Here is a 14494-nt window from a genome sequence, read left to right as displayed (position 1 = left end):
ATTGATCATCGAGCTGTCGGGGCTGGTTCGCACCGGGGCATGGAACCGCCTGCCGCGAGTTCTGTTCTATTGGCTGGTGCTGCCGCTATTGCCCTGTGCGCTTGCGTACTGGGCTTCTTTCCACGGTTCAGGCGCGCTGCGGGTGATAGCCGCCATATTGCTGGCCGTACCCCTGGGTCCGCTCATCGAGCGTGTGGCCTTGCGCCCTATTGCCAATGCATCGGTATTGGCACTGTTGATCGTCGCACTCGTCCTCGACCTGGTGCTGGCGGGCCTTGGATTGCTTTGGTTCGGGCCGGAAGGCCTGCGTACAAAGGCTTCGCTGGGCGGTTCAATTGCGGTGTCGCAAAACCTCGTCGTCAATTACCAGACACTGATGACCATCGCAGTAGCGATTGTGCTGGCCATCGTGTTTTACATTGCATTGCAACGCACCCGTATGGGCAAGGTGCTGCATGCCACAGCATCGAATCCCGTCGGAGCCCGGCTGGTGGGAATCCGGCCGGCGTTTACCGCCACTATTGCTCACATCGTGGCCGCACTGCTTGCCGGCGTTGCAGGTGTCCTGATTTCGCCGGTCGCGACCATTTATTACGACAGTGGGTTGATCCTGACTCTCAAGGCCTTTGTTGCCGCGATCATTGGCGGCATGGTCAGTTACCCATTGACGGCGCTCGGCGCTTTGCTGGTCGGTGTCGCTGAAAGCTATGCGTCGTTTTGGAATAGTGGGCTCAAGGATGCCATTGTGTTTGGTCTGCTCATACCGATCCTCGTGATCCGTTCCGGCCTGGCGGCCCATCAAGAAGAAGAGAATGAAGAATGAAGCAACGTGCCTGGACTTCCTCAATCAAGCCGCTGCTCTGGATCCTGCCGATCCTGGTCATACCCCAGTTGCTGGGCAGCTTTCACCTCGCCCTTCTTAATGACATCGGCATTGCGGCACTTGTCGTGGTCGGACTCATCCTTGTGTCCGGTATTGGCGGTGCCCAGTCCTTTGGCCAGGCCGCGTTTGTCGGTATCGCCGCCTAGTCGACTGCGTGGCTGAGCACGACCCAGGGCATATCGCCCTGGACCGGACTGGCTGCAGGGTTGGCATTGACCTGTGGCAGCGCCTGGATCATGGGCGGCATTACCATGCGCCTGGGTAGCCATTACCTGGCCCTAAGCACAATCGCCTGGGGCCTGGCTGTCCCTCTGGTGTTTGCCAATACCCATGCCCTTGGCAGTCACACCGGCATCGACGGCATTCCGGCGATCCACCTGGGGCCTTGGGTGCTGGATGAGTCCCGATCCATATTCATATTGATCTGGCTGCTGGTGCTGCTCGGCGCCTGGTTCGCCTACAACCTGCTTGGCTCCAGGGTGGGGCGTACGGTGCGCGCCTTGCGTGGCGGCGGCATTCTGATGGCCAGCTTTGGCGCTGATGCTTTTCGTGTCCGCCTGATGCTGTTTGTTCTGGCATCGGCGTATGCCGCGGTTGCGGGCTGGCTGTTTGCACACGCCAATCGTTTTGTCAGCCACACGCCATTTTCGCTGCATGCCAGTATTGATTATGTCTTCATGATGGTTGCCGCCGGCATGTCGCAGCTAAGCAGTGCGCTGATCGGCTCGACCTTGTACATCGGACTGAACAACGTGTTGCAAGATGTCCTGCCCTTGGTCACAAGTCGCGGCGCGCAAGTCAATTCGTTGATTTTTGCCCTGCTGTTCCTGTTGATCCTTGAGCGCATGCCCGGTGGCATCGGACGCCCGATTGTGCGCCTGGTGGAACGGTTTCGTCCGGCCCGAAAGATAGAGCCCGTTTCCTCAGCTGCCACAAAGCTGCCTTCCAGGACTATGCCTCAGAAGGGCACATGCATTCTCAAGGCCGACAAGGTCAGCAAGCGCTTTGGCGGGCTGGTTGCTGTCAATGAGGTAAGTTTCGACATCAATGCGGGTGAAATCCTGGGGCTGATCGGGCCGAACGGTGCCGGAAAATCCACCATGTTCAATCTGCTCACCGGTACTTTGCCACTTAGCGGCGGCGCCGTCAGCTTCCTTAATACCCCGCTGCAAGGCAAGACCCAGCGCGAAATTGCCTTGCTTGGCGTGGCGCGAACCTTCCAGCACGTCAAGTTGCGTCCGCGCATGACTGTTCTGGACAACGTTGCTCTAGGGGCACATGCTCGCGGCAAGTGCGGCCTGTTTCGGGGTGGCCTCCAGCTGGATCGTGATGAAGAAGCCAGCATCATGGCCGAAGCCATGTACCAGCTGACCCGGGTTGGACTCGCAGAGCATGCGTACGACATGGCGGGCAGCCTGCCCCTGGGTACCCAGCGTCTGGTCGAGATTGCCCGTGCGCTGGCGGCAGATCCGGTACTGATCATGCTGGACGAACCGGCAGCAGGTCTGCGACTGCTCGAAAAACAGGCTTTGGCCACGCTACTTGAAAACTTGCGCGCCGAAGGGGTGACCGTTTTGATCGTGGAGCACGATATGGAGTTTGTCATGAATCTGGTTGACCGTTTGGTCGTCATGAACTTCGGCAGCAAGATCGCCGAGGGCCGCCCTGAAGAGGTTCGTGCCGATCCCCAGGTTCAAGCCGCTTACCTGGGAAGTGACGCATGAGTACGCTGCTGGAAGTCAATGATCTGCATGTGGCCTATGGCCAAGTCGAAGCTGTGCGCGGCGTATCGTTCTCGCTTGAAGAAGGTCACATCAGTTCTATCATTGGTCCGAACGGTGCCGGCAAGACTACCTTGCTAAGTACCTTGATGGGCCTATTGCCGGCCGCAAGCGGTCAGATATATTTCGACGGCCACGAGATCAGCGGGCTGGATGTCGAAACCCGTCTCGACCTCGGGATCTGCCTGGTTGCCGAGCAGCGAGAGCTTTTTGGTGACATGACAGTCCTCGATAACCTTGTTCTAGGCAGCTATGTTCGTCGTCTGTCCTCTGCTGAACTGAAGCGCGCGCTCGATGAGGCCTACGCGCGCTTTCCACGCCTTGCAGAAAGGCGGGATCAGCGCGCCGACACGTTGTCCGGTGGCGAGCGCCAAATGCTGGCGCTAAGCCGCGCGATGATGAGCCAACCGAGGCTGTTGATGCTTGATGAGCCAAGCCTGGGCCTGGCTCCCCTGATCGTCCAGGAAATTCTTACGGAAATCGGGCAATTGCGTCATAGCGGCCTATCGGTTCTGTTGGTTGAACAGAACGCCCGTGCCGCACTCAAGGTATCGTCTGAAGGTCATGTGCTCGAAGGAGGCTGCATTACCCTTAGTGGGCCGGCCCAAGAACTGAGCGAGGACGAGCGAGTCCGGCATGCCTATTTGGGCGGCGCCTGAAAGCCCGGGTTGATGATAAACTCGGTGGCACCAAGTCGGCTCGACCGGCTTTTTTCTAGCGGTTTTCCAGGCTTGAAGGCAGGTGCATGCGAGTGCAGCCGGCTCAATGCCGGGGGTGTTCGCGCAAAACAATGAAAAGGGGGCTCCCATGATTTATATCTACAATCTTTTGGCTGCCATACTGATTGGCTTGTCGATTGGTGCTGTGATCGGACAGCGTAACAACGCGGCCAAAGTTACTGGTTTGATCGCCATTGTGCTTGCAGTGGTCACGATCTTTACCAATACCTGGATACCTCTTGCCATTGGCGTTGCGGTATTTCTGGTCGGTCAAGGCATGCAACGCGATCCTAGAACCGCTTAAGCACGTATTGGCCATTACGCCCGGTAAAAAAACCGGCGCCCGCCTTTTTCAGGCAGGCGCCGGTTTTTCATTGATGCGCCGTAGTCGTCGGTTCCTTATTTGAGGATGGCTTCGACGGCGATATCCAGAGTGACTTCATCACTGACTGCTGGGGCGTATTTTCCGGCGTTGAAGTCGCTGCGCTTGATGACACCGCTAGCGTTGGCCCCAATCGCTTCTTTCTTGAGCATGGGGTGGGGACCGTGAAAGAAGGAAGTCACAGTTAGAGTTACAGGCTTGGTCACGCCCTTGATCGTCAAGTCGCCTTCGATGGTCACAGGCTTGTCACCCTCGAAAACCACTTTGGTTGACTTGAAAGTGGCCGTGGGGAATTTCGCAGTGTCCAGAAAGTCAGCTGCCTGAATGTGTTCGTCAAATGTGTCGAAGCCGGTGTCAATCGAGGTCGTATCGATGACAACGTCGACCTTTGCTTCACGCGCTTCTTTATCCAGCACGATGGTTCCGGCAGTTTTGTTGAAGCGAAGAATCTGCTTCGACAAGCCCATGTGGTTGTACGAGAATCGCGGAAAACTGTGTGTTGGATCCAGTTCGAACGTTTGCGGCGCGGCCAAAGCGGGTCCGGCGATAAGGCCGGCAAAAAGTGCTGCAAATACTGCTTTCTTCATAGTGACTCCCTCAAGTACAGATGAAAGGTTGGGCCCACACAGCCTATATTGAGTGGGCGTTGAGCTGGTACGCGTTGTCTCAAGGCGTGGCAACCAAATAAAATTTGATTCGGATGGTGTTGGCAACAATGCCGAAGTCAGCCCATTGCCCTTCGCCTATTCCAAAGTCAGCGCGCTGGATTTCAAAGCTGCCTTCGAAAATGCCGGTGCCCTCTGCTTGCTTGAATTCAAATGGCACGGTTACCTCTTTTTGCCGGCCCTTTATGCTTAATACGCCGGTGACCTCGTAGCGGTCATTACCCATTGGTGTGACCTTGGTTGACTCGAAGCCCGCAAGAGGATGTTGCGGCGTATCGAGCCAGTCTTTTTGCGCAAGTTCCGCATTGGCCTCATCGTAGCCGGCGTCAATCCCGGCCAAGGGCAATTCGATTTCCACGCGGGCGTTTTGCGGCTGGTCGGTATCGAAACTGAAAGCCTTTGCATCTAGAGTATTGAAGGCTCCCTCCATCGACACGCCCATTTGGCTATAGCCGAACCCGATGCGGCTGGCCTGGGTGTCGAGCTTCGTAAACGTTGCGGCGTGGCTGTTGGCGAGTGCCAAGAGGGCAAGCGCGGTGGCGGCCATATAGCGGCCGGCGGATTTCAGAATCATGAATTACTCCAGATAGGGATAGCGAGTCAGGCTTTTGCCAAGAAAGGCAACATGCGAGTCAGGACGGTGTCTTTCTTGACGAAGTGGTGTAGCAGGGCTACGAGTGCGTGGCCCGAAATGACGATCAGAAAGCCGTAATTAAGGTACATATGTACCTGTTTCAATACCGCGGCCAGCTCTGAGTTTCTGGAAACAAGATCAGGCAGAGGTACCGTGCCAAACCACACAACCTGAAACCCTTGCGCCGAACTCATTAACCAGCCGCTCATCGGCACGGCAAACATAAAACCGTAAAGCAGGATATGCCCTGCGTGTGCCGCGAACTTTGACCAGCCACTTATGGAAGATGGCAAGGGCGGGGCCGGGCAAATAATCCGCCAGAACAGTCGCAACAGTGCCAACATCAACAAGCTGATTCCCGCCCATTTATGCCACGAATACAGCTGGAGCTTGCTGGGCGACAAGGGCAGGTCATGCATGTACAGACCCAGCGCGAATGTGGCAAGCAGGCCGACGGCCATCAGCCAATGCAGTGCGATAGCGGGGCGATTGTAGCGGGTGGTCATGGTTCAACGAAAACTGCGAAGTACAACGGATGTCGTTATGTAAGACGCTATTCTATTTAAATTAAAAATGAAGATTAAGTAGGTATTTATGGCCATATTGTTCCGAATTCAGAACAATTGGTTTGCAGTGATTCGAGCGTGCGCCTCTGAATAGCGCGAGCGTGCGGCGCTGCTCCCGGGGTGCCCCGGAGCAGTGCGTAAACGTTTACGATTGAATGTCGGCCACTTTGACCTTGACGCATCCCGCCACGCGGCGGGCTCGTTCGCGCGCAGCGTCTACCGTGTCGTCGTAGGCGACCGCGACACCCATGCGACGATTGACGAAGCTCTCGGGCTTGCCGAATAAGCGCAGGTCAGATTGTGGTATGCGCAAGGCATCATCAATACCTTCGTACACGACACCTTTGGCGTCAACGCCGCCATAGATGACCGCGCTGGCGGCCGGCCGGCGCAATGTCGTATCCACGGGCAGGCCGAGAATCGCGCGCGCATGAAGCTCGAATTCACTTTGCCATTGACTGATCATGGTGACCAGCCCGGTGTCATGAGGGCGCGGACTTACCTCACTGAACCACACCTCGTCTCCCTTGACGAACAACTCGACGCCGAAGACTCCCAGGCCACCCAGGTCGGACGTGACCTTGCGTGCAACTTCTTGCGCTTTCAACAGGGCTTTACTGGCCATGGGCTGAGGCTGCCAGCTTTCAACGTAATCGCCGGCTTTCTGCAAGTGTCCGATGGGTTCGCAGAAATGCGTTTCAATCTGCCCGTCAGCACCTTTGGCGCGCACCGTCAGAAGTGTGATCTCGTAGTCGAAATCTATAAACCCTTCGACGATGATGCGTCCGTGGCTTACCCGCCCGCCCGACATGGCGTAATTCCATGCCGCTTCGATGTCTTCGGGACCGTCAATACGGCTTTGGCCTTTTCCCGAGCTGCTCATTACCGGCTTGACGATGCAGGGATAGCCGATTCCGGAATCGATTGCCTGGCGTAGCGCATCAAGCGAGTCACAGAACCGGTAGGGGCTCGTTGGCAAGCCTAAAGTTTCGGCGGCCAGCCGGCGGATGCCTTCGCGATCCATAGTCAGTCTTGCGGCTCGCGCTGTTGGGATGACCCGTACCTGGCCGGCGGCCTCGAGTTCTTCAAGCGCAGGGGTCGCGATGGCTTCGATTTCTGGTACGACCAGATGTGGCTTGACAGCGCCGATCAGCGCCTTGAGTTGCTCGGGGTCGCTCATGTCGATGGTGTGAGCGTGATGTGCCACCTGCTGGCCGGGCGAGTGTTCGTACCGATCCACCGCTATTGTCTCGACGCCAAGGCGTTGCAAGGCGATCAAGACTTCTTTGCCCAGTTCACCCGCGCCAAGAAGCATGACTCGGGTAGCAGAAGGAGAGAGGGGTGTGCCCAGTGTCGTCATTCGGGACTCATACACGTCTGTTGGAAACGGGAATTGTACGCCGATGGTCAAGTCCGGTAGTCGCGAAACCATTTGCTGTTCACGTTAAAAAATAATAGAATAATAACCATTCTCATTACGGTTATGGTGTGTTCAAGGAGACGGCCATGTCAGTCAATTGGGCGTTGGTGCCTATGTTCATGCTTTCTTCCATGTTGCTGGCGGTAGCCCGTCGGCTCGAGTGTTCCTCTCCGGTCACATGCCTTGGCTTTGCCTGCCTGTTTTTTGTATTGGGCTCAATGGGCTTGAGCGGCGAGCTTGGATGGGCGGGCGCTATGGCGGTCGGAGCCCTGTACATGTTGGTTGGAATTCCGCTGGCGTCGATTATTGTCAGTGTCAAGCCAGACTGGTTTGGCAGAACCCGATCTGATGGCAACGACAGTGTGCCTGTGCATGCGTAATTGTTAATCGTAATCGTTTAGAATTTAGGCTTTTGTCCCAAGGCACCTTGGTGTCAACAGGAGAATAAATAGATGCGCAATATGCTGTTTGGGGCATTGTTGGCCCTGTTCGCCGGTGCAGGGCAGGCCGCGGTCGATTCTGCTGCGGTTGTAAAGACCTATGCGGATGTGGCCCTTGCCAATTACGAAGATGCCCTGACAAGTGCCAAACGTCTGCAGCAGGCAATTGACGCACTGGTTGCCCGGCCCAGCGCTGAAACCTTGCGCGCAGCACGCCATGCATGGATCGATGCACGCGTACCGTACCAGCAGACCGAAGCGTTTCGATTCGGTAACCCTGTTGTGGACGCTTGGGAGGGGCGTGTCAATGCGTGGCCTCTGGACGAGGGCATGATCGACTACGTCGACGCGTCTTACGGAACCGAGTCCGACGCCAATGCCTATTATGTGGTCAACGTCATCGCCAATAACAGCATCAGTGTCGGCGGCAAGATTGTGGATACCACCGTGATTGACGCCAGATTGCTGGGTGAGGTCTTGCACGAAGCTGACGGCAACGAGGCAAATGTGGCCACGGGTTACCACGCCATCGAATTCCTTTTATGGGGTCAGGACCTTAACGGCACGGGGCCGGCGCCAGCTGATCGGCAGGGTACGGTGCAGGAGCGTCATGCCGGAAATCGTCCGCACACCGACTTCGATCCTGCAAACTGCACGGGCGGCCATTGCGAGCGCCGCGTTGCGTACCTGACTGTTGTCACCCAGATGCTGGTTGACGATCTGCAGGAAATGGTCGATGCCTGGAAGGCAGATGGGGGTGCACGGGCAGAAGTCCTGACCGGCCCACAGCAGGGTTTGATTGCCATGCTCACCGGCTTGGGTAGCCTGTCTTATGGCGAGCTGGCCGGCGAACGCATGAAGCTCGGGCTCATGCTGCATGATCCTGAAGAAGAGCACGACTGCTTCTCCGACAACACGCACAACTCTCATTACTACAATCAGGTGGGCATGATGAACGTGTATCAAGGCCGCTATAAACGCCTTGACGGCAGTGTTGTAAAAGGCGCCAGCTTGTCCGAACTCGTCGCTCAGAAGGATGCCGCACTCGACGCCGAAGTGCGTGCCCGAATGAACGAGGCGCACGATGCCATGCTTGCCATCAAGCAACGAGCCGAATCTGTCGAGACCTATGACCAGATGATCGCCCAGGGTAACGCCGAAGGTAACGCTATCGTGCAAAAGGCCATCGATGCATTGATCGCCCAAACTCGCAGTTTTGAACGTGTCATTGCTGCGCTGGAGCTTGGTGGTATAGAAATTGAAGGCTCCGACAGCCTCGACTCGCCCAGCGCGGTGTTCCAATAATTGTGAAACCGGCCAAGTTCTATCGGGGCCGTGTCATCGGCCCCTTGCCCGTGGTGCTGAGCGCGCTGACAATTGCGCTGTCAGGTCAGGTTGCTGCCGAGCCCTTATCGCACCGTGACGATCTCAATGCCCAGGATCGTCAGCGGGTCGCTGAAATCGTAAAGCCCGTAACCGACTTTTCTGCCGCGGAAACTTTCGAATCCATGCAGGGTGGCGCGGGCACCGTCAACAAGCACATCAATGCCGACATTTATTCCCATCCGGCCGGGAACCTGAGCTTCGAAGGCCGGCAGCAATTTATGGTGGGCAACGGCTTGTTTCGAAAGGACTGGGTGTCTTCGCCTTCATCCACTCAGGCATCGGACGGACTCGGGCCCTTGTTCAATGCACGATCGTGTCAAGCGTGTCATGTCAAGGATGGCCGCGGCACCGTTCCTGGTTTTGAACAACTGGGGCAACGCGACGCCGTCGCGCTGCTGGCCCGGCTGTCGCGTCCAGAGCACGTCAACGGTTTTCGTGAAAGCGTTGAACAGAAAGAGTGGCTGCCGGATCCCGTATATGGAAACCAGCTTCAACCATTTGCCGTTGCGGGGATTGCTGCAGAAGGGCAGTTGTCGATTACCTATCGCGAAATTCCGGTAGCGCTCAACGGCGGTGAAACCGTCATCTTGATGGAGCCGGTCTATCAGGTGCGCAACCTCGGCTATGGGCCGCTGCATCCAGACACTGTCATATCCCCTCGTCTCGCACCGCCGATGCTGGGTCTGGGATTGCTCGAAGCAATTCATGAAGGCGATATCCTGGCTTGGGCCAATGCGGACAAACCTGATGGAATCAAGGGAAAACCCAATTGGGCCCTAACCGCCAGCGGCGAACGAGTGCTGGGCCGGTTTAGCTGGAAGGCGGGTCAGGCTGATGTGCATCACCAGGCGGCGACCGCCTTTTCCAATGACATGGGATTGTCCACCAGTATCCATCCGGAACATCATGGAGACTGCACCGAAGTCCAGGAGGCCTGCAGGCGTGCGCCTCATGGGGCGCAAGATCATTTGGGCGAACACGAGGTTCCAGAACGACTGGCAGAGTTTGTCACGTTTTATTCTCAGAATCTGGCCCTGCCGCAACGTCGCGACGTTGATGACCCGCGGGTGCTGGCAGGCAAAAGGCTGTTCTACGATTCGCAATGTATTGCCTGCCACGTGCCTAAATACGTCACCAGCCGTAACGCGCGGTCGCCCGAACATCGATTCCAGCTGATATGGCCGTATACCGATTTACTGCTCCATGACATGGGCCCGGGACTGGCCGATGGACAGGTAGAAGGTGAAGCCGGCGGCAGCGAGTGGCGTACTCCTCCCCTCTGGGGTATTGGGCTGACCAAGACTGTCAACCCGGATGCCACCTGGTTGCATGATGGGCGCGCGCGCAGCTTGCTTGAGGCAATTTTGTGGCACGGAGGCGAGGCTCAGGCAGCAAGAGACCGGGTGGTCGCCATGACACCACAGGAGCGCGAGAATCTCTTGCGCTTTCTGGAATCGTTATAGGAAAACCGATGAAGATGCGTTGGGTGGTGGCATTGGTGGTCGCAGCGGCGCCGTTCATCTCTGTGGCAGAGACTGGCGATGGTTCGCTCGAAACGTTGGGAAGTCGCGTCACCCAGTCATATATTTCGCCGGCAATGACTGAATTCCAGCATGCCGCCGTCAACATGGAAAAAGCGCTGCAGGGCCTGTGCTCGAACAATGATACGCGTGAGCAGACCGCGCTGGCGTTCGAGCAGCTTGTCAAAGCGTGGAGCGCCGTCGAATTCCTGCGTTTTGGCCCGCTGGTTGAGTCAAACCGTTTCGAAAACATTTATTTCTGGCCCGACCCGCGCGGAGTGATGAGCAGACAGGTGCAGGCGGTGTTGGCAAAGCCTGCGGCCGACATTCCCGATTCCAGGCAGCTTGCTGCGCAGAGCGTTGCGCTCAAGGGGTTGCCTGCACTCGAGTTCGTACTGTATCGCGACAACGGGCTGTTGACTTCAGGGTCACAGTCCCATGGCGACTCTGCGTGCGTGTATTCAAAGGCGCTGGCCGGACATCTGGTCGCGCTAAGCACTGAGCTTGCGGATCAGTGGAGCCAGGGCGGACCACAGGCGGCGTTGTTTACCAGTCCCGGTCCAGACAACCCCTTGTATCGCAATCCTAAGGAAGTCGCCTCTGAAATCATCAAGGCCTTGTCTACGGGTATGCAGTATCAGGCAGAGGTGAAGCTCGCCGCGGCCCTGGGGCCGGATTCGGCAAGGGCCAGCTATCGCAAGGCCCCGTACTGGCGTAGCGGGCTGTCACTGATTGCTATCGAATCGGCCGTGCGCGGAATGCTGGCTTTTTATGAGGCAGGCAACTATCAGTTTGGCGACGCCCAATGGATCGACCAGAACATTCGAGGCGAGATGCAGCGGGCCGTTGAGCAGCTGGCTTCACTAGAGGTTCCGGTGCAGCAGCTGTTCACATCCGAGGCCGGGCACCGCGATCTTACCGTGGTTGTTTTGCAGCTGCGCAATGCCAAGTCGCTGATCGATCAGGACATGGCGCCAGCCCTGGGCGTGAGGATCGGATTCAATGCGCTCGACGGAGATTGACCGGCGCCGCTTTCTGGCATGGTTGCTGGCTCTTGGTGCCACGCCAGCCTGGGCAGCTATCGCCGGCGCTGAAAAACAGCATTTATACCTTGCGGCGCGTCGGCGAGAAGGCAGATACGAGGCGGTTGTGTTGCGCTCAGACGGCAGCGATGTAACTGTGATTCCCCTGCCGGAGCGCGGTCATAGCTTTGCTATCGACTCGCAGCGTGGTCGGGCCGTGGCGTTTGGACGCCAGCCTGGTTTCTTTGCTTATGCGTTTGATATTCAAGGTCAAGGCTCTGTCGCGAAGCTGCCTTTGCCTGACGACCGTCATTTTTTCGGGCATGGTGTTTTTTCCGGTGACGGCCAGCGGCTCTTCGCAACCGAAAACGACTTCAATGCCGGGCGAGGTGTGCTGGGTGTATACGAAGTGTCGGCCACCGGCCAATATCGGCGAGTGAACGAGTTTGACACAAGAGGCATCGGGCCACACGAGGTCATTCTTTTGCGCGACGGCGTGACCCTTTGCGTTGCCAATGGCGGAATTCTCACGCACCCCAGTTATGGCAAGCTCGAACTGAACCGCGACACCATGCGGTCTTCGCTCGCTTATATCGATTCGCGGGATGGCAGATTGATTGAACAGGTCTTCTCGCCGCAGCCCTGGCACCAGTTGTCCCTACGGCATCTTGCGCTGGATGCGGCGGGCAGGGTCTGGACAGGCTGTCAGTACATTGGGCCGGCGCAGCATCGTCCGCCTTTGGTGGCGCGACATAACCGGGGTGACGCGTTGCAATGGCTGTCCGGCCCGCCGGAAGTGCTGCGCGGCATGCGTAATTACGTTGGCTCTGTAGCGGCAGATGTGTCGGGCGGAACGATCGCGACCTCCAGCCCGGTGGGGAACTGCATTGTGTTTTGGGATGCCGACACCGGAGATTGCCTTGGGAAGATCGGCATGGACGACGGCTGTGGCGTCGCGCCTGCAAAATCAGCCGGGTTTCTGTTGACCAGTGGGCTGGGCCGTTTGGCCCAGTACCTGCCCTTGGAATCGGCGCCAGTGCAAAACAGTCCTGACCAACAGAAAAGTGCTCAGGCGCAAATGCTGCGTTCTGATGTATCGGGGCTGGCCTGGGACAATCATCTGCGGCGGGTATGACAAGCAAATCCCGAAACGTGGCACACAGCGTAACCTTGCCTTGTGACTTGTCTTCAAACGCATTACCATGATTTGACCTCAACGTTCATCGAAAGGAGCGAACCATGAGCAATCATGTATACAAGCAGATCGAACTGACCGGCTCTTCCACCACCAGTATCGAAGATGCCGTCTCGACCGCCATCGCAAAGGCCAGCGAGACTGTACGGAACATACAATGGTTCAATGTCGTCGAAACTCGCGGACACGTCGTCGATGGCAAGGTGGCACATTGGCAGGTCACGCTCAAGATCGGATTCACCCTGGAGTAAAGCTTTTCAATGAACGTTTCGTTTCAGCCCGTAAACAGCATCTCCGCCACGACGCTGGACGATTACAACCAAAACGCAAGCGGGTTTCGCGCCGGCACCTGGAACCACGACGTCAGCCAGAACATCAATGCTCTGCTCAGGCATATCCAGGCGCAGCCGCCTTATCGAATTCTTGATTTCGGCTGCGGGCCGGGGCGCGATCTTGCTGCATTCAAGAGCCTGGGCCACATTCCTGTGGGGCTGGATGGATCCAGTGAGTTCGTTTCCATGGCGCGCGAGTCTTCAGGCTGCGAGGTATGGCATCAGGATTTCCTGTCACTGGCTTTACCATCCGTCGAGTTTGACGGTGTCTTTGCCAATGCGTCGCTCTTCCATGTTCCCGGTGCAGATATCGCGCGTGTCCTCAAACAACTGCATCGTTGCCTGAAGCCGGGCGGGGTACTGCTAAGCTCCAATCCGCGGGGCGGCAACCAGGAAGGCTGGAACGGTGCACGGTATGGCGTGTATCACGATCTGACTTCGTGGCGCCGCCTGCTCGACGAGGCGGGTTTCATCGAACTCGAGCATTACTATCGGCCTGAAGGATTGCCGCGTGAACAACAACCCTGGCTGGTAACCGTATGGCGTAAGCCGGACTGACCCCGGCTGCCCCATTTTCGTGTGTTTTCGGCACTTTTCCAGAGCATTGCACCGTTGCGGGGCGATAATTTTGCCGCTTGAGCGTGGCGCGCTCTTGGTTTTGCGCCATTGCAGATAGCTGAAAACTGGCACACATGTTGCGTAGAGCGTGGATGGAAGCACCAAACCATCACGCACTTAGGAGCACACAACATGAAAGCCAAATCCATCACGGCATCGCTGATACTGGGCGCCGCGGCCTGTGGGGCAATGCCCGCTCAGGCTGCTGAACCGGACACTTCGGGCTTCACTTTTGATGCGAATGTGTCGTTGGCCAGCCAGTATCGATATCGCGGCCTGATGCAAACAAATAACAAGCCGGCATTGCAGGGTGGCTTCAACCTGACCCACTCCAGCGGGTTTTATATTGGTAACTGGAACTCGACCATCAGCTGGCTGGGAGACTCCGATCCAGATGTGTCCGCGCCATTGGAAATGGATTTTTTCGCTGGCTATGCCGGTCCGCTGTGGGGAGATTTCACTGTTGATACCGGTGTGCTTCAGTATTATTACCCGGGCGACTATCCGGGCGGTTACACCCGTCCCCATACGACGGAGCTGTTTCTGGGCTTAGGCTATGGGCCGGTATCGTTCAAGTATTCGCATGCACTGACAAACCTGTTTGGCGTGCCCGACAGCAAGAACAGCCAGTACTATGAATTGAACGCGTCTGTTCCTACGGGCGTCTGGGGTCTGAACGTGGATGGCCACGTGGGCTACCAACGCGTTCGTAATCTTGACGATGGTTCTTACACCGATTGGTCGTTGGGGTTCAGCAAGTCCTGGAACAGCTTCACTGCAGCGTTGACGTACGTCGACACCAACGCAGACCGCGATGTCTACACCAACAGCAAGGGACGCTATACCGGAAAGGCCGCAGTCATGTTGACCTTGACTCAAACCTTTTGATAGGGAAACGGGGCGGAAGCGGTATTAGCCAAGACGCCCCGAT

17 protein-coding genes are annotated in these 14494 nt (G+C 57.0%); 13 read left to right on the top strand and 4 right to left on the bottom strand.

Annotated features, from left to right (window positions below):
* The 5 genes from Q1J88_RS07425 to Q1J88_RS07405 all read left to right on the top strand — a co-directional run.
* The coding region (locus tag Q1J88_RS07425) for a branched-chain amino acid ABC transporter permease (RefSeq protein ID WP_301116968.1) at positions 1-823 on the top strand (823 nt) is incomplete at its 5' end.
* Positions 820-1029, top strand: coding sequence for a hypothetical protein (locus Q1J88_RS07420; protein WP_301116967.1), 210 nt, complete (start codon positions 820-822; stop codon positions 1027-1029). The genes Q1J88_RS07425 and Q1J88_RS07420, both read left to right, overlap by 4 nt.
* A gap of 12 nt (positions 1030-1041) precedes the next feature.
* On the top strand, positions 1042-2607 hold the full coding sequence (locus Q1J88_RS07415; protein WP_301116971.1) for a branched-chain amino acid ABC transporter ATP-binding protein/permease: 1566 nt from the start codon (positions 1042-1044) through the stop codon (positions 2605-2607).
* Complete coding sequence (locus Q1J88_RS07410) at positions 2604-3323, top strand: ABC transporter ATP-binding protein (protein WP_301116966.1); 720 nt, start codon at positions 2604-2606, stop codon at positions 3321-3323. The genes Q1J88_RS07415 and Q1J88_RS07410 overlap by 4 nt, the downstream gene beginning before the upstream one ends.
* Positions 3324-3471: 148 nt before the next feature.
* Positions 3472-3687 carry a hypothetical protein gene (locus tag Q1J88_RS07405; protein WP_301116965.1) on the top strand — a complete coding sequence of 72 codons (216 nt, stop codon included), beginning with the start codon at positions 3472-3474 and terminating at the stop codon, positions 3685-3687.
* 95 nt (positions 3688-3782) lie between these two features.
* Here Q1J88_RS07405 and Q1J88_RS07400 read toward each other — a convergent pair whose 3' ends face one another.
* From Q1J88_RS07400 to purT, 4 genes are all read right to left on the bottom strand, one after another.
* Positions 3783-4352, bottom strand: a complete 570-nt coding sequence (locus Q1J88_RS07400) for a YceI family protein (protein ID WP_301116963.1) — start codon at positions 4350-4352, stop codon at positions 3783-3785.
* 79 nt (positions 4353-4431) lie between these two features.
* Positions 4432-4977: a YceI family protein gene (locus Q1J88_RS07395; protein WP_301116962.1), complete on the bottom strand. Its 546-nt coding sequence runs from the start codon at positions 4975-4977 to the stop codon at positions 4432-4434.
* 53 nt (positions 4978-5030) lie between these two features.
* A complete protein-coding gene (locus Q1J88_RS07390) occupies positions 5031-5570 on the bottom strand; it encodes a cytochrome b (RefSeq protein ID WP_301116960.1) in 540 nt (179 codons plus the stop codon).
* Positions 5571-5775: 205 nt separating this feature from the next.
* Positions 5776-6990: a formate-dependent phosphoribosylglycinamide formyltransferase gene (gene purT, locus Q1J88_RS07385; RefSeq protein ID WP_301116958.1), complete on the bottom strand. Its 1215-nt coding sequence runs from the start codon at positions 6988-6990 to the stop codon at positions 5776-5778.
* 146 nt (positions 6991-7136) lie between these two features.
* Here purT and Q1J88_RS07380 point away from each other — a divergent pair, with 146 nt between their 5' ends.
* The 8 genes from Q1J88_RS07380 to Q1J88_RS07345 all read left to right on the top strand — a co-directional run bounded on the left by Q1J88_RS07380 (position 7137) and on the right by Q1J88_RS07345 (position 14451).
* Positions 7137-7430, top strand: coding sequence for a hypothetical protein (locus Q1J88_RS07380; RefSeq protein WP_301116956.1), 294 nt, complete (start codon positions 7137-7139; stop codon positions 7428-7430).
* Positions 7431-7502: 72 nt separating this feature from the next.
* The gene (locus Q1J88_RS07375) at positions 7503-8795 is read left to right on the top strand and encodes an imelysin family protein (protein WP_301116955.1); all 1293 of its coding nucleotides are present in this window, start codon (positions 7503-7505) and stop codon (positions 8793-8795) included.
* A 203-nt stretch (positions 8796-8998) separates the two neighbouring features.
* Positions 8999-10339, top strand: coding sequence for a di-heme oxidoredictase family protein (locus Q1J88_RS07370; RefSeq protein ID WP_301116970.1), 1341 nt, complete (start codon positions 8999-9001; stop codon positions 10337-10339).
* A gap of 8 nt (positions 10340-10347) precedes the next feature.
* Complete coding sequence (locus Q1J88_RS07365; RefSeq protein ID WP_301116953.1) at positions 10348-11418, top strand: imelysin family protein; 1071 nt, start codon at positions 10348-10350, stop codon at positions 11416-11418.
* On the top strand, positions 11399-12553 hold the full coding sequence (locus tag Q1J88_RS07360; RefSeq protein ID WP_301116952.1) for a DUF1513 domain-containing protein: 1155 nt from the start codon (positions 11399-11401) through the stop codon (positions 12551-12553). Before Q1J88_RS07365 ends, Q1J88_RS07360 begins: the two co-directional genes overlap by 20 nt.
* 104 nt (positions 12554-12657) lie before the next feature.
* Entirely contained in the window at positions 12658-12864 is a 207-nt protein-coding gene (locus Q1J88_RS07355; RefSeq protein ID WP_301116951.1) for a dodecin, read from the top strand.
* 9 nt (positions 12865-12873) lie between these two features.
* Positions 12874-13503, top strand: coding sequence for a class I SAM-dependent methyltransferase (locus tag Q1J88_RS07350; protein WP_301116950.1), 630 nt, complete (start codon positions 12874-12876; stop codon positions 13501-13503).
* 192 nt (positions 13504-13695) lie between these two features.
* Positions 13696-14451, top strand: a complete 756-nt coding sequence (locus Q1J88_RS07345; RefSeq protein ID WP_301116949.1) for a TorF family putative porin — start codon at positions 13696-13698, stop codon at positions 14449-14451.
* Positions 14452-14494 lie beyond the last annotated feature (43 nt).

Origin of the sequence: Pusillimonas sp., assembly GCF_029263785.1 — a bacterium.
Lineage (GTDB): Bacteria > Pseudomonadota > Gammaproteobacteria > Burkholderiales > Burkholderiaceae_B > Pusillimonas.
This window is presented reverse-complemented; position numbering and strand designations above follow the sequence as displayed.